Source organism: Desertibaculum subflavum (assembly GCA_003576705.1).
GTDB lineage: Bacteria > Pseudomonadota > Alphaproteobacteria > Ferrovibrionales > Ferrovibrionaceae > Desertibaculum > Desertibaculum subflavum.
Window position 1 is genome coordinate 1 of record QOZS01000026.1, and the last position, 25,009, is coordinate 25,009.

The 25,009-nt window shown below is 67.1% G+C and carries 27 protein-coding genes; 16 read left to right on the plus strand and 11 right to left on the minus strand.

All coding sequences use genetic code 11. From position 1 onward, the window contains the following. Both DT074_RS14815 and DT074_RS14820 read right to left on the minus strand, forming a co-directional pair. A partial coding sequence (locus DT074_RS14815) for a DEAD/DEAH box helicase (protein ID WP_162914913.1) occupies positions 1–1,270 on the minus strand: 1,270 nt, incomplete at its 3' end. Positions 1,271–1,466: 196 nt separating this feature from the next. Continuing rightward, positions 1,467–2,513: an HlyD family secretion protein gene (locus DT074_RS14820; RefSeq protein ID WP_368744689.1), complete on the minus strand. Its 1,047-nt coding sequence runs from the start codon at positions 2,511–2,513 to the stop codon at positions 1,467–1,469. 141 nt (positions 2,514–2,654) lie between these two features. Here DT074_RS14820 and DT074_RS14825 point away from each other — a divergent pair, with 141 nt between their 5' ends. The 4 genes from DT074_RS14825 (at position 2,655) to DT074_RS14840 (ending at position 8,346) form a co-directional block, all read left to right on the plus strand. Then, on the plus strand, positions 2,655–4,196 hold the full coding sequence (locus DT074_RS14825; RefSeq protein ID WP_119420636.1) for a DHA2 family efflux MFS transporter permease subunit: 1,542 nt from the start codon (positions 2,655–2,657) through the stop codon (positions 4,194–4,196). 70 nt (positions 4,197–4,266) lie between these two features. Next, on the plus strand, positions 4,267–4,599 hold the full coding sequence (locus tag DT074_RS14830) for a hypothetical protein (protein WP_119420637.1): 333 nt from the start codon (positions 4,267–4,269) through the stop codon (positions 4,597–4,599). Positions 4,600–4,843: 244 nt separating this feature from the next. Then, positions 4,844–7,969, plus strand: a complete 3,126-nt coding sequence (locus DT074_RS14835) for a chemotaxis protein CheB (protein ID WP_119420638.1) — start codon at positions 4,844–4,846, stop codon at positions 7,967–7,969. 14 nt (positions 7,970–7,983) lie between these two features. Beyond that, positions 7,984–8,346, plus strand: a complete 363-nt coding sequence (locus DT074_RS14840; RefSeq protein WP_162914915.1) for a response regulator — start codon at positions 7,984–7,986, stop codon at positions 8,344–8,346. Between the two features lie 54 nt (positions 8,347–8,400). On the opposite strand, the gene DT074_RS14845 is transcribed toward DT074_RS14840, so the two are convergent. Beyond that, positions 8,401–8,919, minus strand: coding sequence for a PAS domain-containing protein (locus DT074_RS14845; protein WP_119420640.1), 519 nt, complete (start codon positions 8,917–8,919; stop codon positions 8,401–8,403). A 77-nt stretch (positions 8,920–8,996) separates the two neighbouring features. Here DT074_RS14845 and DT074_RS14850 point away from each other — a divergent pair, with 77 nt between their 5' ends. Both DT074_RS14850 and DT074_RS14855 read left to right on the plus strand, forming a co-directional pair. Further along, positions 8,997–9,698 carry an alpha/beta fold hydrolase gene (locus tag DT074_RS14850; protein ID WP_119420641.1) on the plus strand — a complete coding sequence of 234 codons (702 nt, stop codon included), beginning with the start codon at positions 8,997–8,999 and terminating at the stop codon, positions 9,696–9,698. Continuing rightward, entirely contained in the window at positions 9,695–10,876 is a 1,182-nt protein-coding gene (locus DT074_RS14855) for an FAD-dependent monooxygenase (RefSeq protein ID WP_162914916.1), read from the plus strand. Before DT074_RS14850 ends, DT074_RS14855 begins: the two co-directional genes overlap by 4 nt. 1 nt (position 10,877) lies before the next feature. On the opposite strand, the gene DT074_RS14860 is transcribed toward DT074_RS14855, so the two are convergent. Further along, on the minus strand, positions 10,878–11,573 hold the full coding sequence (locus DT074_RS14860; RefSeq protein ID WP_119420642.1) for a class I SAM-dependent DNA methyltransferase: 696 nt from the start codon (positions 11,571–11,573) through the stop codon (positions 10,878–10,880). A gap of 32 nt (positions 11,574–11,605) precedes the next feature. Beyond that, positions 11,606–12,046, minus strand: coding sequence for a VOC family protein (locus DT074_RS14865; RefSeq protein WP_119420702.1), 441 nt, complete (start codon positions 12,044–12,046; stop codon positions 11,606–11,608). 178 nt (positions 12,047–12,224) lie between these two features. Here DT074_RS14865 and DT074_RS14870 point away from each other — a divergent pair, with 178 nt between their 5' ends. The 3 genes from DT074_RS14870 (at position 12,225) to DT074_RS14880 (ending at position 13,135) form a co-directional block, all read left to right on the plus strand. Continuing rightward, positions 12,225–12,386, plus strand: coding sequence for an entericidin A/B family lipoprotein (locus DT074_RS14870; RefSeq protein WP_119420643.1), 162 nt, complete (start codon positions 12,225–12,227; stop codon positions 12,384–12,386). An 82-nt stretch (positions 12,387–12,468) separates the two neighbouring features. Beyond that, a complete protein-coding gene (locus DT074_RS14875) occupies positions 12,469–12,837 on the plus strand; it encodes a hypothetical protein (RefSeq protein WP_119420644.1) in 369 nt (122 codons plus the stop codon). A 19-nt stretch (positions 12,838–12,856) separates the two neighbouring features. Further along, positions 12,857–13,135 carry a hypothetical protein gene (locus tag DT074_RS14880; protein WP_119420645.1) on the plus strand — a complete coding sequence of 93 codons (279 nt, stop codon included), beginning with the start codon at positions 12,857–12,859 and terminating at the stop codon, positions 13,133–13,135. A gap of 16 nt (positions 13,136–13,151) precedes the next feature. Here DT074_RS14880 and DT074_RS14885 read toward each other — a convergent pair whose 3' ends face one another. Both DT074_RS14885 and DT074_RS14890 read right to left on the minus strand, forming a co-directional pair. Next, the gene (locus tag DT074_RS14885) at positions 13,152–14,015 is read right to left on the minus strand and encodes a fumarylacetoacetate hydrolase family protein (RefSeq protein WP_119420646.1); all 864 of its coding nucleotides are present in this window, start codon (positions 14,013–14,015) and stop codon (positions 13,152–13,154) included. Positions 14,016–14,034: 19 nt separating this feature from the next. Beyond that, a complete protein-coding gene (locus DT074_RS14890) occupies positions 14,035–15,117 on the minus strand; it encodes a branched-chain amino acid aminotransferase (RefSeq protein WP_119420703.1) in 1,083 nt (360 codons plus the stop codon). A 232-nt stretch (positions 15,118–15,349) separates the two neighbouring features. Here DT074_RS14890 and DT074_RS14895 point away from each other — a divergent pair, with 232 nt between their 5' ends. Further along, on the plus strand, positions 15,350–15,448 hold the full coding sequence (locus DT074_RS14895) for an entericidin A/B family lipoprotein (RefSeq protein WP_162914923.1): 99 nt from the start codon (positions 15,350–15,352) through the stop codon (positions 15,446–15,448). 3 nt (positions 15,449–15,451) lie between these two features. On the opposite strand, the gene DT074_RS28530 is transcribed toward DT074_RS14895, so the two are convergent. From DT074_RS28530 to parE, 4 genes are all read right to left on the minus strand, one after another. After that, positions 15,452–16,141: a PEP-CTERM sorting domain-containing protein gene (locus DT074_RS28530; protein WP_368744685.1), complete on the minus strand. Its 690-nt coding sequence runs from the start codon at positions 16,139–16,141 to the stop codon at positions 15,452–15,454. Between the two features lie 205 nt (positions 16,142–16,346). Beyond that, positions 16,347–17,036, minus strand: a complete 690-nt coding sequence (locus DT074_RS14905; RefSeq protein WP_119420648.1) for a PEP-CTERM sorting domain-containing protein — start codon at positions 17,034–17,036, stop codon at positions 16,347–16,349. A 232-nt stretch (positions 17,037–17,268) separates the two neighbouring features. Then, complete coding sequence (locus DT074_RS14910) at positions 17,269–17,868, minus strand: hypothetical protein (protein WP_119420649.1); 600 nt, start codon at positions 17,866–17,868, stop codon at positions 17,269–17,271. Positions 17,869–17,945: 77 nt separating this feature from the next. Further along, positions 17,946–19,907, minus strand: coding sequence for a DNA topoisomerase IV subunit B (gene parE, locus DT074_RS14915; RefSeq protein WP_119420650.1), 1,962 nt, complete (start codon positions 19,905–19,907; stop codon positions 17,946–17,948). 175 nt (positions 19,908–20,082) lie between these two features. Here parE and DT074_RS14920 point away from each other — a divergent pair, with 175 nt between their 5' ends. The 6 genes from DT074_RS14920 (at position 20,083) to DT074_RS14945 (ending at position 24,999) form a co-directional block, all read left to right on the plus strand. Next, positions 20,083–20,490 carry an acyl-CoA thioesterase gene (locus DT074_RS14920; protein WP_119420651.1) on the plus strand — a complete coding sequence of 136 codons (408 nt, stop codon included), beginning with the start codon at positions 20,083–20,085 and terminating at the stop codon, positions 20,488–20,490. Between the two features lie 4 nt (positions 20,491–20,494). Continuing rightward, complete coding sequence (locus tag DT074_RS28535; RefSeq protein ID WP_368744686.1) at positions 20,495–21,055, plus strand: hypothetical protein; 561 nt, start codon at positions 20,495–20,497, stop codon at positions 21,053–21,055. A 95-nt stretch (positions 21,056–21,150) separates the two neighbouring features. Beyond that, positions 21,151–22,182 carry an ABC transporter ATP-binding protein gene (locus DT074_RS14930; protein WP_119420652.1) on the plus strand — a complete coding sequence of 344 codons (1,032 nt, stop codon included), beginning with the start codon at positions 21,151–21,153 and terminating at the stop codon, positions 22,180–22,182. Beyond that, a complete protein-coding gene (locus DT074_RS14935; RefSeq protein WP_119420653.1) occupies positions 22,179–23,171 on the plus strand; it encodes an ABC transporter ATP-binding protein in 993 nt (330 codons plus the stop codon). Before DT074_RS14930 ends, DT074_RS14935 begins: the two co-directional genes overlap by 4 nt. Next, positions 23,171–24,109, plus strand: coding sequence for an ABC transporter permease (locus DT074_RS14940; RefSeq protein WP_119420654.1), 939 nt, complete (start codon positions 23,171–23,173; stop codon positions 24,107–24,109). The genes DT074_RS14935 and DT074_RS14940 overlap by 1 nt, the downstream gene beginning before the upstream one ends. Then, the gene (locus DT074_RS14945; protein ID WP_119420704.1) at positions 24,109–24,999 is read left to right on the plus strand and encodes an ABC transporter permease; all 891 of its coding nucleotides are present in this window, start codon (positions 24,109–24,111) and stop codon (positions 24,997–24,999) included. Before DT074_RS14940 ends, DT074_RS14945 begins: the two co-directional genes overlap by 1 nt. Positions 25,000–25,009: the final 10 nt, after the last annotated feature.

The window sequence follows — 25,009 nt, forward strand, 5'->3', positions numbered from 1 at the left end:
CTTCGACCTGCTCGGGCTTGCTGCGCTCGCGCCGCGGGCGCTCGCTGCGGCTGCGTTCGCCCCGGCCCTCGGAACGGCCCTCGCGCTTCGGCGCGGCGGTGCGGCGGCCGCGACGGCGGCGGCCGTCGCCTTCCTCGAAGGCAACGGTCGCGACGCCCGGGATTTCGATGCGCGGGATCTCTTTTCCGATCAGCTTCTCGATATCGGCGACGAAGCGGCCGTCATCCGGGGTCGCCAGCGTGAAGGCGCGCCCGGTCATGCCGGCGCGGCCGGTACGGCCGATGCGGTGGACGTAGTCTTCCGAGTGGATCGGCACGTCGAAATTGAACACGTGGCTCATGCCCTGCACGTCGAGGCCGCGGGCGGCGACGTCGGACGCCACCAGCAGGCTGATCTCGCCGGCCTTGAACTTGGCCAAGGTCTCCATGCGCACCGACTGCACGAGATCGCCGTGCAACGCAGCGGCATTGAAGCCGTGCCGCACCAGCGACTTGTGCAGGATGTCGACGTCGCGCTTGCGGTTGCAGAAGATGATCGCGTTCTTGACGTTCTCCTGCCGGATCAGGTTGCGCAGCGCCTCGCGCTTGTCTTCGTCGGGCACCACCGCCAGACCCTGCTCGACATTGGTCGCGGTCGCCGCCGGCCGCGCCACCGAGATTTCCTTCGGGTTGGTCAGGAACTGATCGGCGAGGCGGCGCATGTCGGCCGCCATCGTCGCCGAGAAGAACAGCGTCTGCCGGATGGTCGGCAGCAGCTTCACGATGCGCTCGACATCGGGCATGAAGCCCATGTCCATCATGCGGTCGGCTTCGTCGATCACCAGCGTCTTGACGCCGTTCAGCATCACCTTGCCGCGCTCGAAATGGTCGAGCAGGCGGCCCGGCGTCGCGATCAGCACGTCGACGCCGCGGTCGATGATCTTCTCCTGATCGCCGAAGGAGACGCCGCCGATGAGCAGCGCCATGGAGAGCTTGTGGTGCTTGCCGTACTTCTCGAAATTGGTCGCGACCTGATCGGCCAGCTCGCGCGTCGGCTCCAGGATCAGCGAGCGCGGCATGCGCGCCTTGGCGCGGCCCTGCGCCAGCACGTCGATCATCGGCAGCGTGAAGGCGGCGGTCTTGCCGGTGCCGGTCTGCGCCGTCGCCAGCACATCGCGCCCCATCAGCACCTGCGGGATCGCGGCGGCCTGGATCGGGGTCGGGGTGGTGTAGCCAGCGTCGGCGACGGCCTGACAGACTTCCGGGCTGAGACCCAGTTCAAGAAAACTCATGCGGTGGCAGGAACCTTTCAATCCCGCGCGGCTGCCGCGCGGCCTTCTTCTTCGTGGGTCAAGATGAGAGTAAGCCCCGAAAAGTCAAGGGCTTTTCGCGCATGCGAACAAGTCGTCGAGCGCATGGGCAAGCAAAAACTAAGATATAAGCCCTTGAAAATGGTTAACAATCAATCGCCGATACGCACCTTGGGGTTTATTGACCCGGGCGGCCGGGTTCCGGCTCGCCGGGCCGCACCGCGGCGATCACGCTGCCGATCAGCTGGGCCAGCGTGCGCTGGCGGCCGGTATCGATCCGGATCTCCGCGGTCATGCCGGCGCGCAGCGCGGGCTCGGCCGCCGGGTTCACCAGCTGCAGCTTGACCGGCACGCGCTGCACCACCTTCACCCAGTTGCCGGAGGCGTTCTGCGGCGGGAGCAAAGCGAATTCGGAGCCTGCGGCGGGGCTGATGCTCTCCACCACCGCCTCCCATTCGATATCGGGATAGGCGTCGACGACGATGCGGGCGGCCTGGCCGGCGCGCACCCAGGTGAGCTCGGTCTCCTTCAGATTGGCCTCGATCCACAGCCGCTCGCTGCCGATCACGCTGAAGACCGGCGTGGCGGCCTTGATGTATTCGCCGGGCTGAACGCGGACATTGGCGGCGATGCCGGTGATCGGCGCCACCAGGGTGGTCTTCTCCAGATCGAACTGGGCGCGGTCGCGCCTGGCCCTGGCCTCGAGATAGTGAGCGTGCTTCTCGTATGGCAGGTCGGCCTGGCCGCCGAGCGCCGCCAACACCTTCTGCACCTTCTGCCGCGCCACATTGACCTTCTCGCGGGCGATGCTGGCATCGTGCTGGGCGTTCTCGAGACGAATCATGGCACTGACGCCGCGCTCCTGCAGGGCGCGCTGGCGCAACAGATTCTTCTCCGTGAAGCTCTGATGCGCCTCCGCCTCGCGCAGCTCGGTGATCGCCTCCTTGTGGGCGGCGCGCATGGTCTCCACCGCGTGGCGGGCGAGCTGCAGGTCGGCCTCGGCCTTGGCGAGGGCGAGCTGGTAGGGCTCGGGATCGAGGCGGATCAGCACCTGGCCGGCCTTGACCTCGGCATGGTCGCGCACGTTGAGCTCGATCACCCGTCCCGCCACATCGGCGCTGACCTGGGCGATATCGGCCTTCACATAGGCGTTCTCGGTCGAAACGTGGCGTCCGCCATGCAGGTAGAAGGCGAGCCCAAGCACGATCGCCGCCGCGGGGATCACGACGAGCAAGAACGTTCGGACGATCAGGCGCCTCAATGCTTCATCGCGGCCTGGCCCGGAATCCGGGCCGCATCCTCCCTGCGACACGCGTATGGTGCGATCTTACAAATGATCGACCGCTAAGCGATACTCCATCCTGTCATGACCGACGCCGCAGCCTTGCATGGGGAGGGGACCGACGAAAGGCGGGAGGCGACCGGCTTCCGCCTCTACCTGCTGCTGTTCTTCGTCGTGCTGTCGGCGACGCTCTATGCCACCACGCTGCTGGTGGCGAGCGTGCTGCTGCCGCAGATGCAGGGCACCATGTCGGCGACCCAGGACGAGATCTCCTGGGCCATGACCTTCAATATCCTGGCGACCGCGGTGGCGACGCCGACGACCGGCTGGCTCGCCGGCAATTTCGGCAACCGGCGGGTCATGGCCTTCAGCGTCGCCGGCTTCACCGCCGCGACCTTGATGTGCGGCCTGGCCGACAGCCTGGAAGCGCTCATCTTCTGGCGGGTGGTACAGGGCGCGGTCGGCGCGCCGGTGATCCCGCTGTCGCAGACCGTGCTGCTCGGCACGTTTCCGAAGCGGCTGCACGGCACGGTCACCTCGATCTTCGGCATGGGGGTCGTCATCGGGCCGGTGATCGGGCCGGCGCTCGGCGGCTATCTGAGCGAGGTCTATAGCTGGCGCGCCGCCTTCTTCATGATCGTGCCGGTCGGCGTGATCGCGCTGGTCGGCCTGGTCGCCATCCTGCCGCGCGACCATCCGAGCGGCCGCGCCCGGCTCGACTGGACCGGCTTCCTCACGCTGTCCGCCGCCATCACCTGCCTGCAGTTGATGATGAGCCGCGGCCAGCGGCTCGACTGGTTCGAGAGCCCGGAGATCTGGCTGGAGGCCTGCGGCGCCGTGCTCGCCTTCTATCTGTTCCTCGCGCACAGCCTGACCGCGGACAAGCCGTTCCTGAACCTGAAGCTGCTGCTCGACCGCAACTATGCAATCGGGCTCGGCCTGGTCACGCTCTACGGGATGCTGAACTTCACGCCGGTCGTGCTGCTGCCGCCGCTCTTGCAGACTCATGCCGGCTATCCCGACAGTATCATCGGCGAGATCCTGGCCGCCCGCGGTACCGGCGCCGTGGCCGGCTTCTTCCTCGCCATGTTCATCGGCCGCTTCGACCCGCGCTTCGGCCTGATCGTGGGCTTCGCCATCCAGACCTATGCCGGCTATCTGCTCACCGTCGTCGATCTCAACATGACGATGGGGGAACTCGCGCTCTCCAACGCGCTGCAGGGGCTCGCCACCGGGCTGATCTGGGTGCCGCTCACCATCCTCGCCTTCTCGACGCTGGATCCGCGGCATCTGGCCGAGACCTCGGCGGTGTTCCACCTGCTGCGCAATCTGGGATCGAGCGTGTTCATCTCGATCTGCGTCGCCGAGATCGTGCGCGCGACCGGCGCCAATTACGCGCGCCTGATCGAACTGATCAATCCGTACAACCCGGCCCTGTCGCTGCCCTGGGTCGTCGGCGCCTGGGACGTGGAAACCACGACGGGCCTGGCCAAGCTGTCGAAGGAGATCAACCGCCAGGCGGCGATGATCGGCTATCTCAACGCCTTCGGCATGATCACCGCCGCCAGCGCGCTGGCGATCCCGCTGATCCTGCTGGCGCGGACGAAGCGGCGCATGCCAGCTTGACAGTGGAAAGGTTTCTATGCGCGCCGTCGCTTCATGTAATGTGCGCGTTGGCATAATCGCGGGTACTGCGATGACTGGCACCCACGGCTATCAGCTCTATTTCACCGATCATGGCGCGCGCCTGGTCGGCCACCAGAGGTTCAGAGCTGAATCCGATCTGCAGGCTCTGAGACTGGCGGGCGCCGTGTTCCATGCTTGCCACGACGAATGCGAGGCGGCGGAACTCTGGCGGAACGGGGAGCGTGTGGTCCGCCTCAATGGGGTGGATGGCGACCGTCCCTTCTGGGTCACCGGCTCCGCCGCCGATGTCGCGGCGGAAGTGGAGGAGGGGCTGGCCAACTCCCGCTGGTCGATCGCGCGTAGTCGTCGCCTGCTGGCAACTCTGGCCAAGCGGTCCGGTTGAGGCACTTTTATCCGGGTTATCGGTGCGCGCAGGCGCCGCAGCCCCTTTGAAGCCGTAGCGTGAGGGGCGAGCCTCTCGGGGACGAATCTGCCATTGGAATCAAAGTGAAGCCAATCAGCTGAATTCTGCGTTTATCGTTAGACAGGCGCCAGGGCGAGAAAGGTGCCGGCACGCGGGGTTCGTCCGATAGGCACAGCGGTCGACTGGTGAGCGGCCTCCGGCTTCTTCGGGAGAATACATTGAGATGGACGACATGGCGCATCCGCCGGTGGCGATCGTGGGCATCGGAGCTTCGGCCGGCGGTCTGGAAGCGCTAGAGGCGTTGTTTCGCAATCTGCCGCCGGATACGGGTCTCGGCTTCGTGATCGTCACGCATCTGGCGCGCGGGCATGTCAGCGCCCTGCCGGAGATCATCGCTCGCTTCACCCCAATGCACGTGCAATCGGCGGAGGACGGCGTTCTCGCTGCCGCCGACCAGGTCTATGTCTGTCCTGCCGATCACATACTGACCATCGCGAGCGGCCGGCTCGAGTTGCACCCGCGCAGCGCCGAAGTGCAACGCAAGCCGGTCGACGTGTTCCTGGCGTCGCTGGCGCAATCGCAGGGCGAGTATGCGATCGGCATCCTGCTGTCGGGAAGCGGCACCGATGGCACGCTCGGCCTGAAGGCCATCAAGGAGCGCGGCGGCATCACGGTCGTGCAGGGCAGCGACGGCAGCGCGCCGCAGCACAGCGGCATGCCCACCACGGCCATCGCAAGCGGGGTCGTGGACCTGGTGCTGCCGGTCGAGCAGATCGGCGCACAGCTGGCCACCATCGCAAAGGCGTTGATGGCAGAGCCGGCGGAACCCTCGCCGCCGGTCGGGCAGTTGCGGCAGGAAATCTGTGAGCTGCTGCTGAATCAGGTTGGCCACGATTTCAGCGGGTACAAGCAGCTGACCTTCATGCGCCGCGTGCGCCGGCGGATGCAGATGCTGCAAATTGCAAGTCCGCCGGAGTACGTGCAGCGGCTGCGCAGCGATGCCGACGAGGTCAAGCTGCTGTTCCGCGATCTGCTGATCGGGGTGACGAACTTTTTCCGCGACCCTTCGGCATTCCAGGCACTGGCGGAGACGGTCGTGCCCAAGCTGTTCGAGGGCAAGGGCGCCGATGACATGGTGCGCGTCTGGGTGCCGGGCTGCGCAAGCGGCGAGGAAGTGTATTCGATCGCCATCCTGCTGCGCGAGCACATGGACAAGCTGCGGAATACGCCCAAGGTGCAGATCTTCGCGACCGATATCGACGATGCGGCGTTGAATGTCGCGCGTGCCGGCCGCTATCCGGCGCCGCTGATGGACGGCGTATCACCCGAGCGGCGGAACCGGTTCTTCACCGGCGACGACGTCACCTACGCCGTGACCAAGGAGATCCGCGATCTCTGTATGTTCTCGTCGCACAGCGTGCTGCGCGACCCGCCGTTTTCGCGCATCGACCTGATTTCCTGCCGCAACCTGCTGATCTATTTCGGCACCGACTTCCAGGCGAGGGTCATGCCGATCTTCCACTTCGCGCTGCGCCCCAGCCGCTTTCTCTTTCTCGGTACATCCGAGAATGTGAGCCAGGGCACCGAGCTGTTCGAGCCGCTCGAGAAGCGGTACCGCATTTTCCGCCGCCGCGACAACGTCTACGCGCCGCTGCACTTTTCGCGCTTTGCCACGCCACCGCGGATCGTCGCGGGCGCCGAACCGAGGCCCGAATCCTTGGCCATGGTGGCCACGGTTCGCCGAGACGTGGACGCGCGCATCATGGACCGCTTCGCGCCAGCCCATGTGGTGGTGAACAGGGACGGGGACATCCTTCATTATTCGGGCCGCACCGGGAGATATCTCGAGCCGGCGGCCGGTCAGCCCAACCGCCAGCTGATGGCGATGGCGCGCAGGGGCCTCCGGCTCGATATCCGCGCCGCGCTGCGCGATGCGATTGAGAGCCGTCGCGTGGTGGAACGCAGCAACATCGCGGTCGAGAGCGACGATCGCGTGCAGAACGTGCACCTGACCATCGAGCCGTTCGGCGATAATCCAAACGACCCTCTGTTTCTGGTGGTATTCGAAGATATGGGCCCGCCCAAGCCGGCGGAGCATGCGCATCCCCATTTCGATCCTTCTCAGGACACGCAGCAGGGCGCGATGGAGCGGCTGGAAGCCGAATTGCGCGACACCCGCGAGCGCCTGCAGGGAACCGTGGAGGAATACGAAACCTCGGTCGAGGAACTGAAGTCCTCTAACGAGGAACTGCAATCCATCAACGAGGAGCTGCAATCGACCAACGAGGAACTGGAGACCTCCAAGGAGGAACTGCAATCGGTCAACGAAGAGCTGCAGACCGTCAACCTGGAGCTGAATGCCAAGATCGAAGAGCTGGATCGCGCTCATGCCGATCTGCGGAACGTCTTCGACAGTACCGGCATCGCCATTGTGTTCCTCGACCCGAAGCTGGTGATTCGGAGCTTCACGCCGGCGGCGACGTCGATCTTCAAGCTGATCCCGTCGGATCGCGGCCGGCCGCTCACGGATATCGTCAGCCATGTCGGCAATGTCGAGGAATTGCGGGCCGAGATCGAGGCGGTCTTTGCGAGCGGCCAACCGGTTCAACGCCGGGTGAAGCGCGCCGACGGGAGCGCCCATTATCTCATGCGCGTGGTGCCCTACATGGCCCGAAGCGATGCGATCGACGGCGTATTGGTGACCTTCGTCGATGTCACCAGCCTGATCGAGGCGGAAGAGCACCAGAAGACCTTGGTTGGCGAGTTGAACCACCGCGTGCGCAATATGCTGACGATCGTCGGCGCTATCGCGAAACAGACCTTGGCGTACAGCAAGTCGAACGCCGAGTTCACCGAGGCCTTTCTTGGCCGACTGAATTCGATGGCGCGCTCCTACACGCTGGTGTCACGGGAGAACTGGCTCAGCGTATCCATGCGCGAGATCTTCACTGACAAGCTGCAGGATTATGACGATCGCGTCGAACTGAAGGGACCCGACGTGGCCTGCCGCCCCAGCGCCGCGCTGGCGCTCGGTCTGGTTATCCACGAGCTGACGACCAACGCACAAAAATATGGGGCCCTGGCGAACGAAAAGGGGCGGCTGAACGTTGCATGGGATTACGACCATGCCGGGGACTGGCTTTTGGTGGAATGGCGCGAAATCGATGGGCCGCCGGTACCGGAGCAGCGCCAAGCTGGTTTCGGGACGCGCTTGATCGACCGGGAATTGGAATCCGCGCTGGGTGCGTCCCTGGAGAAGGACTTCCGGCCGGAAGGGTTGGTCGTCACCTTCCGCATCCCGATGCAGGAGGACAATTTCGTCATAGATCGCAAAGCAGCGGCGCAATGAAGGATCCTGGCGCCATGCAGATTCTGCTGGTCGAGGACGAGGCCATCATTGCCATGGATATCGAAATGATCCTTGAAAGCGCCGGCTATGGGCTGATCATTACAACGAACACCGTCGCTGCCGCGCTGCGAAAGATCGGAGAACAGGGGTTCGACGCTGCGCTGCTGGACCTGAATCTTGGAAGCGAAACGACGATTGCCGTCGCGGATGAACTCGTACGGCGCGAGATTCCGTTCCTGCTGGTTACGGGACGCGACGCGCCGTCTCTTCCCGAGCAACTGCGCAGCCGCCCGATCGTGCGGAAGCCCTACGGCCCGGGCGAAATTCTACGGACTCTCGGTACCGCCCTTCAGGGAGCGGGCATGGAGCTCAATTAGTTCCGCCTGCGCCCCGACGATCCCGCATGACCAAGTATCCGCCGCGGCGAGTTGCTAGGAGGCGCGCGTCTCTTCGGCTTCCGAGGCATAGAGGCCGGCCAGGATGCGCGTGACCGGCCCGCCGTCTATTGCGGCGAGCGGCAAGGCGAGTTTGTCCATCTGCAGATGGTCGCGCGCCGCCGGACTGATCCGCGCCACCGCCTCCGGAGAGCGGGCTTCGGTCACGCGGCGATATTCCTGCAGCGGCTTCGGGCCGATCAGATCGACGCATTGGCTGACCAGGCGGCCGGTCAGGTCGAAGCCGAAATGCGCCGCGACGACGGTACCGTAGACACGGTAGCGGAAGTCGCGCCCGCCATCGACGACGTCGAGCAGCAGGACGTTGCCGAGCCATGGCTTCAGGATGGCGGCGTGGACCTCGTCGCAGCGCGGCGTCGTGCGCTCGCCGCGCAGCATGTTCCAAAACCGCCAGAGGTCCCGTAGCTTCGGGTGCAGGCCGGGGTCGTCCGGCGAGCCGATCACGGCCGGTTCGCGCAGCCGTGCCGGCGGTGGCGCTTCGATCTGTATGGTCACGCCGTCGTTCCCCGTGGTGCCAAAGCAATCGCGTTCAAGAGAATGCACCGATTCTACAGAGGATTGCCTAATCACAAATGAACCGTCAGCCCTTGATTCTGGTCCCCGGCCTGCTGTGCTCGGAAGACCTGTGGCGTGATCAAATCGCCGGCCTCGCCGATATCGCCGAGCCGATGGCAACAATGGAGCATGCGGCGCATGACTCCATTCCGGCGATCGCGCGCGCGGTCCTGGAAAAGGCGCCGTCCCGCTTCGCGCTCGCCGGCCTGTCGATGGGCGGCTACATCGCCTTCGAGATCCTGCGCCAGGCGCAGGATCGGGTGATCCGCGCCGCCCTGCTCGACACCTCCGCGCGGCCCGACACGCCGGAACAGGTCAAGTTCCGCCAGGACATGCTGGCGCTGGCCAAGGTGGGCAAGTTCAAGGGCGTCACCTCGCGCCTGCTGCCGCAATTCGTGCATCCCGACCGCGCCAACGATACCGAGCTGCTGAGCCGCCTCGAAGCCGGGGCCCGGAAGATCGGGTCGGACGGGTTCCTGCGCCAGCAGACCGCCATCATGGCGCGGGTGGACAGCCGGCCGGGCCTTGCCGATATCCGCGTGCCGACCCTGGTGCTGGTCGGCCGGCAGGATGCGCGCACGCCGCCGCCGCTGGCCGAAGAGATCGCCGCCGGAATCACCGGATCCAGGCTGGTCTATATCGAGGAGAGCGGCCACCTGCCGACGATGGAGCAGCCGGAAGCCACCAACCGCGCGCTGCGGGACTGGCTCGCCGCATGACCGACGGCCGGGTCGCCGTCATCGGCGGCGGCATCGGCGGGCTTGCCGCTGCGCTGTCGTTGCGCGCCGCCGGCTTCGACGTTCGGGTCTACGAGCAGGCGGGGGCATTGTCGGAGGTCGGCGCCGGCATCCAGATCGCGCCCAACGCTTCACGCATCCTGCATCGCCTGGGCCTCGCGCCGGCGCTGGACCGGCGCGGCGTGCGTCCCGTGGCGGTGCACCAGCGGCGCTGGGATGATGGCCGCACCCTGCAGCGGGCGCCGCTCGGCGCCGAGCTCGAAGCCGCCTACGGGGCGCCGTACTACCACTTCCACCGCGCCGACCTTCTGGCGGCGCTGGCCGGCGCCTTGCCGGCCGGCACCGTGCAGACGGCGCAACGGCTGATCGGGCTGGATGATCGAGGCGACGGCGTGACGCTCCGCTTCGCCGATGGCGGCGCGGCCGAGGCGGAGATCGCGATCGGCGCCGACGGCATCCATTCCGAGGTCCGCAAGCTTCTGTTCGGGCCGGAGGCGCCACGCTTCACCGGCTGCATCGCCTATCGCGGGCTGGTTCCCGTCGAACGGCTTCGTCATCTCGATCTGGAGCTTGCGTCCAACAACTGGATGGGGCCGGGCCGTCACTTCGTGCACTACTTCGTCGCCGGCGCGACGCTGGTCAATTTCGTGGCGGTGATCGAGCAGGACAGCTGGACCCGCGAGAGCTGGACCGATCCGGGCGAGGTGGCCGACGCGCTGGCCGCTTTCGAAGGCTGGCATCCGCAGGTGCGCGCGATCATCGGCGCCGTCGATCAGACCTTCAAATGGGCCTTGTTCGACCGCGTCGCGCTGCCGCAATGGTCGGCCGGGCGGGTGACGCTGCTCGGCGATGCGGCGCATGCCATGCTGCCGTTCATGGCGCAGGGCGCCGGCCAGTCGATCGAGGACGGCGCCGCGCTGGCGGCGTGCCTTGTGCAGGAAGGCCCCGGCCCGGCTGCGTTGCGGCGCTATGAGACGCTTCGCCGGCCGCGGGCGACACGGCTGCAGGATCTCTCACGCGCCAACAAGACCCGCTTTCACCTGCCCGACGGACCGGAGCAGCAGGCCCGCGACGCGGCGATGGCCAATACGGGCGATCGCCAGATCGCCGCGATGGCCTGGCTGTACGCACATGACCCATCGGCGATCGAGCCGATTTGAACTACGGCCGCCGTCGCCACAACAGCGCGAAGCTGACAGGCCAGTGGAGATAGGGGCGCCATTTCGGCTTGGTGGCGAGCCAGGCTTCGTCGATCACGCATTCGCGGAACTCGTCGAGCACGAGGCCCGCGCCGCGGCCGGCGGCGAAGTGATCGCTGAACAGGTGCACGTGACTCTCGATGGTCACGGCCTCGCCGTCCGCGCGATGGTAATGCGTCGGCATGCCGTTCATCAGGAAGAACGGGTGGTAGCCGATCAGCAGGAAGGCGCCGCCGGGGGCGAGCAGGCGCGCGGCTTCCCGGTAAACGGGGTCGAGCGTCGCCAGGTGCTCGTCCGCCAGCGCCAGGGTGCAGAGGCGGTACCTGCCGGACGGCAGCGGCGTCGCTGCGACATCTGCGATGTGCAGCGCGCGGTAGACGCCCTTGGCCCGCGCCTGATCCTGCATGGCGGGCGTGATGTCGACGCCGTCGATCGGCGCGACGCCCCGCGCCGCGAGCCATGCGCCGGTGCGGCCGGTGCCGCAGGCGAGATCGGCGGCGGGGCCGGCGCTTGGCCAGTCGATCGAGACGAGCTGCGCGAGCAGCGGCCGGTCGAGGCCGGTCGCGACCGTCTCCTCGTAGCTGACCGCCCATTCGCCGTACCCAGTCGCCGCATTGACCACGGGATAGCGGCGCTTGTCGAAATGCGATGCGTGCATGGTGATCAATCTAGCGCTGGCGGCCCGCGACGCTAGCTCTTCGCGCGACGCCTGGCTGCCTTCCGTCGCTTGGCCTTCGCCTGCCGCTCGCCCCATTTCATGCCTTCGAGCTTCATGCCGTCGGGATCGAGGAAGAACACGGCGTAGTAGTCGTCGTAGTACTCGTCCGCCGGGTCGACGATGCGGGCGCCGGCCTGTTGCAGATAGGCCTGCAGCGCGTCGACATCGGCGCGGCTGCGCAACTCGAAGGCATAATGGTGGAAGCCGACATCGCCAGCCCGGTAACGGCGCGCCCGCGGCTCGGCGCGTGCGATCCAGAAACGGGTCTTGCCGTTGCTCCAGCCGATCATGTCCGCGTAGTCGCCCAGCACCTCGAACCCGAGAAACTCGAAGAGCGGGCCGTAGAAGGCCTTGGACTTCTCGAAATTGCCGACCCGGACGACGAGGTGGTCGATTCCGACGACGCGCACCATGCAAACCTCCATCGCCGCCAACCGGCGCGGCCCTGCCGAACAGGGAGATTGATTCATCTATCTGATGCGGGAGCGGGTTCCGCAAGCTCGCCGTCCCGGTTCCTGGCATGGAACCAAAGCTCGGCCGGCGCGTTACCTCGCGGCAATCGCATGCCTGATGCAAAGAAGGAGCACCCCAATGACGTGCCTCACGTCGCGCGCGCGAAACATCGCCGCCATCATTGCCGCCGCGCTGCTTTCCGTCTCGGTCGTCGCCTGCAACACGATCGAGGGTGCCGGCCAGGATATGCAGAGCGGCGGCAAGGCGATCGAACGGAAGGCGGACGACGCCAAGAACTAACCGGCACCGGTTTCCATTCCATACGGACCTGCCCGGCGCTGCCTGAGGCGCGCCGGACGGGTCAACATTTGGGAGGCATCACATGGCCCGCAGCCGTGGCAACACCATCGAACGCGAGATCGGCCGCGAGCTCGACGTTCTGAAGACGCATCTGGTTCAGCTTACCGGCCTGGTCGAGCAGTACGGGGAGAAGAAGGGCGCCGACGTCGCCGCCTCGCTGTCCGACAAGGCGCAGGAATTTCTCGATCAGGCGCGCAGCACGTCGACCTATCTGAGCGACAACATCGCCAGCCTGCTCAACGGCAGCGGCGCAATGGCCAAGCAGGCCCGCGACCTGGCCTCACATGAGATCGAGCGCGTGGAGACGGCCGTGGCGGAACGCCCGCTGACATCGCTTGCCTGTGCGATCGGCGCTGGTGTCGCCATCGGCTGGCTGCTCGGCCGCCGGTGAGCCGGCGGCGCGAGGGATCATGTCCGCACTTCTGATCGCACGCTCGCTCACCGTCATCGCCCTGGCCCGCGCCGAGCTTGCGGCGACGCGCCTGCTGCGGCGCATGGCGGTGGGGCTGACCATGATCCTGCTGGGACTGGCCGGCCTCGGCTATCTCAGCGTGGCCGCCTTCTTCGCCCTGGCCGCGGCACATGGCGCCTCGATCGCGGCGCTGCTGGTCGGCCTCGGCTGTCTCGTCCTGGCCCTGGTGGCGGGCATGGCCGTGCGCCTGTTCGACCGGTCGGGCGCATTCCGGTAGTCGGCTCGCGCCTCGCTCAGCCCTCGGCGGCGATGGTGTTGCGCAGCACGCCGATGCGGTCGATCTCGACCTCCACCGTGTCGCCGGCCTTGAGCCAGACGGGCGGCTTGCGGGCGAAGCCGACTCCGGCCGGCGTGCCGGTGGAGATCACATCGCCAGCGGCGAGCGGGGTGAAGGTCGAGACATAGGCGATGATCGCCGGCACGTCGAAGATCAGGTCGCTGGTCTCGCCGCGCTGCATCTCGGCGCCGTTGACGCGGGTGACCAGGGTCAGCTGCGCCGGATCGCCGACCTCCTCGGCACTGGCGATCCATGGTCCGAAGCCGCCGGTGGCGTGAAAATTCTTGCCCACCGCGACCGAGTGCTGGAACTGGAAATCGCGGATCGAGCCGTCGTTGAAGCAGGCATAGCCGAAGACGTGGTCCAGCGCCCGCGCCCTGTCGATATGTCGGCCGGGTTCGCCGATGACGACCGCAAGCTCCCCCTCGTAGTCCATGTCGCCGGATGCTTTGGGGCGCACCAGCGCGCCGCCATGGGCGACCAGCGTGTTGTTCAGGCGGAGGAAGAGCGAAGGGTGCGTCGGGATCTTCATCCCGCCCTCGGCCGCGTGCTTCGCGTAGTTGAGGCCGATGCAGACGATCTTGTCCGGGTTGGGTATCGGCGGCAGCAGCGAGACGGCGTCCAGCGCATAGCGCGGCGCGCCGGCCAGCTGCTCGGCCGCGATCCTGCCGGCGCGGCCGCTGGCGATCAGCGTCTTGAGATCCGGATAGGCGTCACCCAGCACATGGCCGAGATCGCGCAGATGCGCCCCGCCGATCATGGCGGGGTCGATCACGCCGTAGGTCGGCCGGCCGGCAATCTGGAAGCTTGCGAAGCGCATCGCCGGCGGGCGGATGGAATCAGCGCGCCGGCATCACCGGCATGGTCCAGCCATGCGGGTCGGGTGCCTTGCCGTACTGGATCGCCGTGATGGAATCGTAGAGCTTCTGGGTCAGTGGGCCGGTCTTGCCGCCATTGATGGTGATGTCCTTGCCTTTGTAGCCGAGCCGGCCGACCGGCGACACGACGGCGGCGGTGCCGGTGCCCCACATCTCTTCGAGGGTGCCCTTGGCCGCTGCCTCGGCCACGTCGTCGATCGAGACCGGGCGCTCTGATGTCTTGACGCCCCAGTCCTTCAACAGGGTCAGCACGCTGTCGCGCGTCACGCCGGCGAGGATGGAATCGCTCAGCGGCGGCGTGATCACCTCGCCGGCGATCTTCACCATGATGTTCATGGTGCCGACCTCTTCGAGATACTTGCGGTGCACGGCGTCGAGCCAGAGCACCTGGGTGTAGCCCTTCTTCTTGGCGCGCTCCGCCGCGAGCAGGCTGGCGGCGTAGTTGGCCGGCGTCTTCGCCGCGCCGAGGCCGCCGGGCGCCGCGCGCACCAACTCGTCCTCGACCAGGATGGCGACCGGCGCGGTACCTTCGGCGTAATAGGCGCCGACCGGCGAAAGGATCAGGAAGTAGGTATAGGCATGCGCCGGGCGGACGCCGAGATAGTTTTCGTTGGCGATCACCGTCGGGCGGAGATAGATCGCCGTGCCCGGCGCCGAGGGCACCCAGTCGCGGTCGATATCGACCAGCCGAACGAAGGTCTCGACCACCGTGTCGACATCGAGGGCCGGAATGCAGAGCCGCTCGGCCGAGCGGTTCAGCCGCTCGGCATGGGCCCGCGGACGGAACAGGCGGATCACGCCGTCCTGCCCGCGGAAGCCCTTCAGCCCGTCGAAGATCGCCTGCCCGTAGTGCAGCACGGTTGAGGCCGGATCGGCCGGCATGCCGCCATAGGGCACGATGCGGGCGTCGTGCCAGCCTTTGCCCTCGTGGAAATCGATCAGGCACATATGGTCGGTGAAGACGGTGCCGAAGGCCGGCGTCTCGTTGGCGGCGCGGGCGGGCTTCGGGCTGGTCGTGCGCTGGATGCGGAATTGGGCGGTCAAGGTCGTGCCTTCTTCGAGCTGGTTCGGAGCCGGAAACAGAGGCGCCATTATCCGGTTTTGACCTGTAATAGCAAAGCCCGGCTGTGGCCGCCGCTATCGGTCCGGCGGTAACCCTTTCAGCGGCTTCCGCCTATAGTGTCCGGGTGTGGAGCGCCTTCGGGCGCCGTTTCTGAACGGGGGACAATCGGTGCGACCCAGTCGTTCGGGCTTTGCCCGGCTCGCCCTTGCCGCGCTGGTCGCGGCCGGCCTTGCCGCCTGCAACACGGTGGAAGGCGCGGGTAAGGATTTGCAGAAGGCCGGCCAGAAGATCGAGGATGCCGCGAAGCGGTGAACCCTAGTTCCGGCGCCGCGCGGCGCCGAGACCGGCCAGCCCGATGGCCAGCAAGGCCAGCGTGCCGGGTTCCGGCACCTCCAGCGGCCAGTTGAGCGCGATCCATTCTAGATCGAAGTGGAAATAGGCGGCGCCCTCCGCCCCGTAGGTCGAGAAATTGGCGATGGTGATATCCTGTGCCGGATCGACCAGATACATGAAGGAATCGGTCAGGTCGCCGCTCGGCGTGACATCGTGCAGGGCGCTGTAGACCCAGAGCGAGGCGTCGATCTGCTGCGGCGAGGTGGAACCGGCGGTGTCGGCGAGCAGCGCGTCATAGGCGCCGGGAACGCCATCCAAGGCCGGCAGATAGTCGACCAGGCCGGCGTTATAGGCGGCGGCGCCGGAATAGCCGGAGCGGGTGATGCCGGCGACGGTCAGGCTGACGAAAGTGCCCTGCGGATGTGGGCCGTAATAGATGCCCCCGTGGGGCGGATCGGTATCGGCTGTCGTGGCCGTGTCGGTGTCGACGGTGATGCTCATGGTCCAGCGCTGGCCGACCAGCGCATCCTCCACCACCGGGCTGTAGAGGCCATCGAAATCCCGGCTGAGGATTACCGTGCCGCCGCCGGAGATCGTGAATACGACAGCCTCGGCAGGCGTGGCGGCAAGGAAAGCGAGGGCCGTGATGACGGCCGCCAGCGGTCGAAGCATGCAATCCCCCAGACGCTAACATTGTACGGCCGGGCGCTGGTGGGCGGCCGGCTGCATGGCCCGGCTATAATGCAGCAAGCCACGTGCCAGCCGCTGAAACCGGGGGCGGTGCGCCGGGGAGGTCACACGGTTGTAAAACGATCTGACAGCGAATCGCGCCTGGATCGCGCCGACAATGCAAGCATCGACCCGGCGCTATCGCAGCTCAGCCACGGCGCCGCACCATGCCGAGCGCGAACAGGCCGAGACCCAGCAGCGCCATCGCGCCCGGCTCCGCGACATCGATCACCGCTGCGTTGAGCGCGATCCAGGCCGGCGCGAAATAGAATTCGGCGTCGCCCTGCGGTCCGTTCGACATGAACTGTCCGGCCAGGATGTCGAGGTTCGGATCGACGGTATAGGTCAGCGTCTGTGTCGGGTCGCCGCCGCCGGCGACGAAGGGATTGACCAGGCTATAGACCAGCTGCAGCGCCGAGACGAACTGCCCGCCGGCGCCGGTGCCTTCCGCCGAGCTGTCGATGCCGTCAAAGGGCAGGCCATCGATGCTGAGCGTGCCCTGGATCATACTGGCGAACGAGGTGCTGCCGCTGAAGCCGGAGAAGGTGGAACCGTCGACCGTGACGGAGACGAACACGGCACCGGGCGCGGCGCCGAAGGCAGCGAACGAGATGGGGTCGCCGATCTCGGTGCCGCCTGCGGTATCGACCGTCATCGTCATGGTGTAGCCGAGGCCGGCGAGGTCGCGCGGCGCCTGCGCGCCGAACAGGCCGAAATCGGTGCCGGCAAGGATAGTGCCGCCGGTGGTCACGTTGTACACCACCGCTTCCGCCGCGTTCGAGGCCAGAGCCAGCAGCCCGGCGCCGGCAATCATCGCGCCCTTCATGATGCTCATCATCGTCCCGTCCTCTTGGCTGAGGGCGGCGGCTCATGCCCCCACCGCGTTCCAATGCCTGGGGTGCTTGTATCGTGCTGGCGTTACGAGCGAAGTGAAGCGGTTCACTGCGGCGGATCGGGATCTGAGGGGGGCGCGCCGTTAGAGAAGCCGCATCCCAGGAACGGTTCCGGCCTTGCTGTCGAAGGTAGCCGTATGTCGGCAGCTGGCCGTAGGCGCCGGCGGGCCGGGACCGCTAGGTGAAGCCGCAGTGATAGAAACGATCCCTCAGTCGACGACAGGCCACAAGGTCGCCGCCGAAAAGCTTTCGCAGGGAAGCTTGGCTCGGGTCGTTCCAGTCCAGGTCATCAATCCGACCGCTGGGGTCGTAGACGAACGCATGCCAGTTGTCCAAAAAGCCGCCGATCGCAAAGGCGACCCGCAGCGGCGGACCGCGATCGATCTGGTGTGCGATGCCACCACACGAGGGTGGGGCTGGCCGATCGGCGGATTCCGCGGCCGCGACGATGGCTTCGTAGCAGGTGGCGTTCTGTTCGAACTGATGCTTGAGGAGCGCATCGCCCCCAAGCGCAGCCAACCACGGAAAACTTATCACCAGCACCGTCGCGGAAGCGGGCATGGCCGCGATCAGCAGCCAGCGTTGCCTTATGGCCCCGAAGGACATCCATACAAGGGCGGCAAATACGACAATGCCTGCGAGCGCGAAGGCGCCGTAGACAAAGACGGCGAATACGAAGAGCCATTCGAACAGCCAAGCGGCGCCGAACGACAGCAGGAAACCGACCGCGGTCCAAATGGCAATCGCTCGCCACCAACCCTTGAGCGATCCTTGCATAAGCGAACAATGCCTTATCGCTGTCCGTGTGTCGCTTCTCGACCTTCCCTGAACTCGCCAGGGGAAGAGGCAGGCGATCAGACGTCCACTTCCTCGACGAAGCTCGCATTCTCCGTGATGTAGGCGAACCGGAGCTCCGGCTTGCGGCCCATCAGGCGCTCCACCAGATCGGCGGTGGCGGCGGCTTCGCTGTCGGGGATGTCGACGCGGATCAGGGTGCGCTTCTTCGGGTCCATCGTCGTCTCTTTGAGCTGCGAGGCCGGCATCTCGCCGAGGCCCTTGAAGCGGCTCACCTCCACCTTGCCGCGGCCGGTGAAGACGGTCTTCATCAGCTGCTGTCGGTGCGCCTCGTCGCGGGCGTAGTGCACGTTGCCGCCCTGGGCGAGGCGATAGAGCGGCGGCACGGCGAGGAAGAGCCGGCCGGCGCGCACGATCGGGCGCATCTCGCGATAGAAGAAGGTCATCAGCAATGACGCGATATGGGCGCCGTCGACATCGGCGTCGGTCATGATGACGACGCGCTCGTAGCGCAGATCCTCCACCTTGCAGCGCTCCCCGCTGCCGCAGCCGAGCGCCTGCACCAGATCGGCGAGCTCCTGGTTCTGCGAGATCTTCCCCGTGGCGGCGGAGGCGACGTTCAGGATCTTGCCGCGGAGGGGGAGGATCGCCTGGGTCTCGCGGTTGCGCGCCTGCTTGGCGGAGCCGCCGGCCGAATCGCCCTCGACCAGGAAGATCTCGGTGCCTTCTGAGGCGTCGCGCGAGCAATCGGCGAGCTTGCCGGGCAGGCGGAGCTTGCGGGTCGGCGACTTGCGGCCGATCTCCTTTTCGGCACGGCGGCGGATGCGATCCTCGGCGCGCTCGATCACGCGGCCGAGCACCACGTTCGCCTGTTGCGGATGGCCGGAGAGCCAGTGGTCGAAGCGGTCCTTGACGTTGGCCTCGACCAGCCGCGTCGCCTCGGCGGAGGCGAGCTTCTCCTTGGTCTGACCCTGGAATTGCGGCTCTGGGATGAAGATCGAGAGCAGCGCGTGGATGCCGCCGAACACGTCCTCGGTGGTGATCTGCGCCGCGCGACGGTTGTTCACCAGCTCGCCATAGCCCTTCAGGCCGCGGGTCAGCGCCGAGCGCAGGCCCTGCTCGTGCGTGCCGCCCTCCGGCGTGGGCACGGTGTTGCAGTAGGAGGAGACGAAGCTCTCGCCGTCATCGGTCCAGGCGACCGCCCATTCGATGGCGCCTTTGCCCTCGGGCAGCTCGACCCGGCCGGCGAAGGGCTCGTCGGCGATGGTCGCGCGGCCTTCGAGATGCGCGGTGAGGAAGTCCTCCAGCCCGCCGGGGAAGTGGAAGCTCTCTTCCTGCGGCACGCCTTCGGTGGCGAGCTTGGCCGCGCATTTCCAGCGGATCTCGACGCCGCGGAAGAGGTAGGCCTTGGAACGCGCCATGCGGAACATGCGCATCGGCTTGAAGGCGAGCTCCTTGCCGAAGATCTTCGGGTCGTGATGGAAGGTGATGGTGGTGCCGCGCCGGTTCGGCGCCGCGCCCACCTTCTTCAGCTTGTCCTGCGGTACGCCGCGCACATAGGTCTGGCGCCACAGCTCGCGGTCGCGCGCCACCTCGACCTCGAACCGGTCCGACAGCGCGTTGACCACCGAGACGCCGACGCCGTGCAACCCGCCCGAGGTCGTATAGACCTTGCCGGAGAACTTGCCGCCGGAATGCAGCGTGGTGAGGATCACCTCCAGCGCCGACTTGTCCTTGAATTTCGGATGGCGGTCGATCGGGATGCCGCGGCCGTTGTCGGAGACGGTGACCGAGCCGTCCTCGTTCAAGGTCACCTCAATGCGGTTGGCGTGACCGGCCACCGCCTCGTCCATCGAATTGTCGAGCACCTCGGCGACGAGGTGGTGCAAGGCGCGTTCGTCGGTGCCGCCGATATACATGCCGGGCCGCCGGCGCACCGGCTCGAGCCCTTCGAGAACCTCGATGTCCTTGGCGGAATAATCGCCGCCCGCCCTGGACGACTGCTGGAACAGGTCGTTCATGCTCTAAGCTTCAAAACCACGGTGTCCGGAGTTGGACGCGAACTATAGGGGCACGAAGGGCGAACGACAACGAGATATAGCTCGGGCACGGCAGGGTGCGGTGCAGCGCAAGGGCGGGACAGCGCGCCGCGCCTGCGCTAGCCTTGGCCCCGGAAAGCCCGACGGAGCCAGCCGCATGGCGGCCGACAGCGACCTGACCACCGCGCTTCTGCCGCATCGCGGCGAGCCGATCCTGCGCACCCAGCCGATGCCCTCGGACCTGAACGGCAATGGCGATGTGTTCGGCGGTTGGGTGCTGGCGCAGATGGATATCGCCGGCGGCATCATGGCGTCGCGCCGCGCCAAGGGCCGGGTCGCCACCGTCGCCATCACCGCCATGCACTTCGTCGAACCGATCAAGGTGGGCGACCTGGTCTCGATCTACGGCAAGGTGGAGAAGGTGGGCCGCACTTCGATCGCCATCCATATCGAGACGGTGGTGCTGCGCCAGCTCGACCCGGCGGAGATCAAGGTGACCGAAGGCACCTTCGTCTTCGTCGCGATCGACGAGCATGGCAAACCCCGGCCGGTGCCGGCGGGCTAACGGCATGCCTTATGTCGCTCCCCGCGTGGACCTGGAGCGACCGCTCCCTTCGATCGGTCACAACGGCGGGCCGCCGTTCGAACAGACGTTCCGAGGATTTGCCTGGCGCAAGGCGCATGCCAAGGCCTGGCGCACGCCGCCGCGCGAGATCGCGCTGGCCCGGCTCGCGCGCGCCGAGCGGATCGGGCTCACTTACCGCGACTATCAGAGCGTGCTGATGGATCGCGGCGTCAACCTCTCGGCCGTGGTGCTGGCGCCGGGCGTGCTGAAGGCGATGCCCAAGGCCGCGGTCCGCGAGAAGCTGGCAGCGATCCGTGGGGCCACGCTATTTGTCTGCCTGGATCCGCGCGACCTGGTCGATGCGGATTGGCTCGTCACCGCCAGCGAGGTGATCCGCGCTTCCCGTGCCGATCTTGCCGCGGTGATCGTCGAGGCGCTGAGTGACCGCCTGCTGCCGCCGCTCGCTGCCTTCCTGGTCGGCACGTCAGACGCCGACCGCGCCATTGCCGAGATGGCGGGCCTACCGCTCTACAAACCGGCGGCGGAATATTTCGCCGGCGCCTGATCCGCCACCGTCACCGATCTTTCACGCGAGAGTCGCGGAAGCTTCAAGCGCTTCCGGCACGGTTCGCCCATTCCGATAAGGGAAGGGGGCGAGGCATGGGCGTCGAGGCGCTCGCGCATCGAGTTGAGTTCGAACCGCCGGCACCGCGCGTCCTGCCGCAGGCGCCCCGATTGGCGTTCCGCGACCTGAAGGTGAGCTTCGCGGCCGAGCGCGGCCTGGTGCCGGTGGTGCACGGCGTGAGCTTCGACGTTCTGCCGGGCGGGACGCTCGGTCTGGTCGGCGAATCTGGCTGCGGCAAGAGCGTCACCTGCATGGCGGCGCTCGGCCTGCTCGGACCGCGCGCGGTGGTCAGCGGCAGCGCGACGCTGGACGGGCGCGAGCTGATCGGGGCGTCGACTGCGGAGCTCGACCGGGTGCGCGGCGGGCGCATCGCCATGATCTTCCAGGACCCGATGTCGAGCCTGAACCCGGTGCACAGCGTGGGCCGGCAGATCCGCGAATCGCTCAGCCTGCATCGCGGCCTGGAGGGGCGCGCGGCCGAGGCGGAGGCGAAGCGGCTGCTCGACCGCGTCGGCATCCCCTCCGCCGGCCAGCGCATGAAGGAATATCCGCACCAGCTTTCCGGCGGCATGAACCAGCGGGCGATGATCGCCATCGCCCTGGCCGGCGAGCCCGATGTGCTGATCGCCGACGAGCCGACCACCGCGCTCGACGTCACCATCCAGGCGCAGATCCTCGATCTGCTCGCCGATATCCGGGCCGAGACCGGCATGGCGATCGTGTTGATCAGTCACGATCTCGGCGTCATCGCCGAGACCTGCGACGACGTGGCGGTGATGTATTGCGGCCGCATCGTCGAGCGGGCGCCGGTCGAGACCCTGTTCGCCGGCCCGCGCCATCCCTACACCATCGGCCTGCTCCACTCGCTGCCCCGGCTCGAGACCCAGATCGGCGCGCTCGAGCCGATCGCCGGCGTGGTGCCGGAGCCCTGGGCGGCGCCGGCCGGTTGTGCCTTCGCGCCGCGCTGCAGCGGCGCGAGCGCGCTTTGCCACGCAAAGGCGCCGCAACTCGCCCGGAGCGGCGGCCGCAGCGTCGCCTGTCATCATCCGCAGATCCGCTTCGCATGACCCCGCTGGTCGAGGCGCGCGATCTGCGCCGGCATTTCCGCATCCGCATGGGCGGCGCGCTGCTCGGCGGCGTGAAAAGCCTGAAGGCGGTTGACGGCGTGTCGTTCCGCATCGAGCGCGGCCGGACGCTTGGCCTGGTCGGCGAATCGGGCTGCGGCAAGTCGACCCTGGCGCGCCTCGCGCTCGGCATGACCGCGCCGGATGCCGGCCAGGTGGTGTTCGACGGCGTCGATGTCACCCGGCTGCCGACGGGCGAATGGCGCCGGCTGCGCCGGCGCATGCAGATGGTGTTCCAGGATCCGCTCGGCGCGCTCGATCGCCGGCTGACGGTCCTGGCCCAGGTGGAGGAGCCGCTGCGCATCCACGGCCTCGCCGCGCCAGCCGAGCGGCGGGAGCGGGCGCTCGGTCTGCTCGAAGGGGTCGGCTTGCAACGACATCTCGGTGACCGCTATCCGCATGAGCTCTCCGGCGGCCAGCGCCAGCGCGTCGTGCTGGCCCGCGCCCTGATCCTGGAGCCGGATTTCCTGGTCTGCGACGAGCCGATCTCGGCGCTCGACGTCTCGATCCAGGCGCAGGTGGTCAACCTGCTGTTGGAGCTGCAGCAGAAGTTCGGTCTGACCTTCCTGTTCATCAGCCATGACCTGAAAGTGGTGCGGCATGTCAGCGACGAGATCGCCGTGATGTATCTCGGCCGCATCGTGGAGCAGGGCAGCCGCGAGCGGCTGTTCGCCCGGCCGGAGCATCCTTATACGCGCGCGCTGATCGCGGCAGTGCCGACGCTGGACCGCGAGCGGCGGCGCGGCCGCACCTTGCTCGCCGGCGACCCGCCGAGCCCGCTCGACCTGCCCAAGGGCTGCCGCTTCCAGGCGCGCTGTCCGCTGGCCGGGCCGCTCTGCCGTCACATCGAACCCGAACTCGTAACCCTGGCCGACGGACATCGGGTCGCGTGCCACGTGGCGGCCGGCGCGACCTTGGAGCGGGCGGCCTGATGCTGCGCTTTCTCGTCGCCAAGCTCACGCGCGCGTTCCTCGCCATCCTGTTCGTCGTCACCTTTGCTTTCGTGGTGCTGCGCCTCTCCGGGGACCCGGCGCTGATGATCCTGGGCCCGGAGACGACGCCTGAGGCGCTCGCGGCCTTCCGCAAGAGCTGGGGACTGGACGCGCCGGTCTGGCAGCAATTCCTCGGCTATCTCGGCAATCTGACCGAAGGCCGCTTCGGCCAGTCGATGCGCGATGCGCGTCCGGCCATCGACGTGGTGATGGAGCGGGTGCCGATCACGCTCTGGCTGATGCTGCCGGCATTGGCGCTGAAGATCCTGCTCGGCGTGCCGGCCGGCGTGCTGGCGGCGCTGAAACGCAATTCGACGCTCGACCGCGCCATCATGACATTCAGCGTCATGGGCTATGCGGTGCCGAATTTCGTGCTCGGCATCTTCCTGATCCTGATCTTCGCGGTGCAGCTCGGCTGGCTGCCGTCGAGCGGCAGCGCGACCTGGGCGCATCTGATCCTGCCGGTGATCGTGCTCGGCACCGCCGGCGCCGGCATCCTGGCCCGTTTCACCCGCTCGGCCATGCTGGAAGTGCTGGGCCAGCCCTATGTGCGCACGGCGGTGGCAAAAGGCGTGCCGTGGTGGCGCGTGGTCAACTGGCACGCGCTGCCCAACGCGGCGATCCCGACCGTGACGGTGATCGGCTTCATGATGGGGTCGCTGATCGCCGGCGCTGTCGTGACCGAGAGCGTGTTCGCCTGGCCCGGCCTCGGCCGCGCGCTGGTGGTTGCGGTGTCGAATCGCGACCTTGCCGTAGTGCAGGTGATCCTGCTGCTGGTCGCCGCCTGCATGGTCACGTCGAATCTGATCGTCGACATGCTGTACGGCTGGCTGGACCCGCGCACGCGCATCCCCAAGGCCGGCGTGGGAGGCGGATGATGGTCGATCTGGCGCAGCCCGGGGTCGTGTCGCCGCCGCGCTGGATGGAGCGGCTCGGGCGGATCGGCCGGAATTACCCGCCGCTCGTCCTGTTCGGGATGGTCTGGCTCGCCGCGATGCTGTTCATCGCGATCACCTGCGACTGGATCTCGCCCTACGCCTATGCCCAGATCGACCTGCGCGCCCGGTTGGCGCCGCCGGTCTTCCTCGGCGGCAGCGAACGTCACCTGCTCGGCACCGACGAGCTCGGCCGCGACGTGCTGGCGCGGCTGTTCCACTCGATCCGCATGAGCCTGATGGTGGCGCTGATCGGCACCGCGATCGGCGCCACGCTCGGCACCCTGATCGGCTTCCTGGCGGCGCATTTCCGCGGCCTGGTCGACGACCTGGTGATGACGCTGATCGATTTCCAGGCGTCGATGCCGTTCATGATCATCGCGCTGGCGGTGCTTGCCTTCTTCGGCAATGACCTGGTGCTGTTCATCTGCCTGATGGGCATCTTCGGCTGGGAGCGCTATGCCCGCATCGTGCGTGGCATGACCTTGTCGGCCAGCCAGCACGGCTATGCCGTCGCCGTCCGGCAGCTCGGCGCCGGGCCGTTCACCATCTACGGCCGGCACATCCTGCCCAATATCGCCTCGACCCTGATCGTCAATCTGACCTTGAACTTCCCCGAGCACATCCTGCTCGAGACGGGACTCTCGTTCCTCGGCCTCGGCGTGCAGCCGCCGTTGACCAGTCTCGGCAACATGGTGGGCTATGGCCGTGACTACCTGCAAAGCGCGTGGTGGATCGCCGTCTTTCCCGGCCTCGCCATCGTGCTCACCACACTTTCCATGAGCCTGGTCGGCGACTGGTTGCGCGATCGGCTGGACCCGACCTTGCGCTGAACTCGGAGGG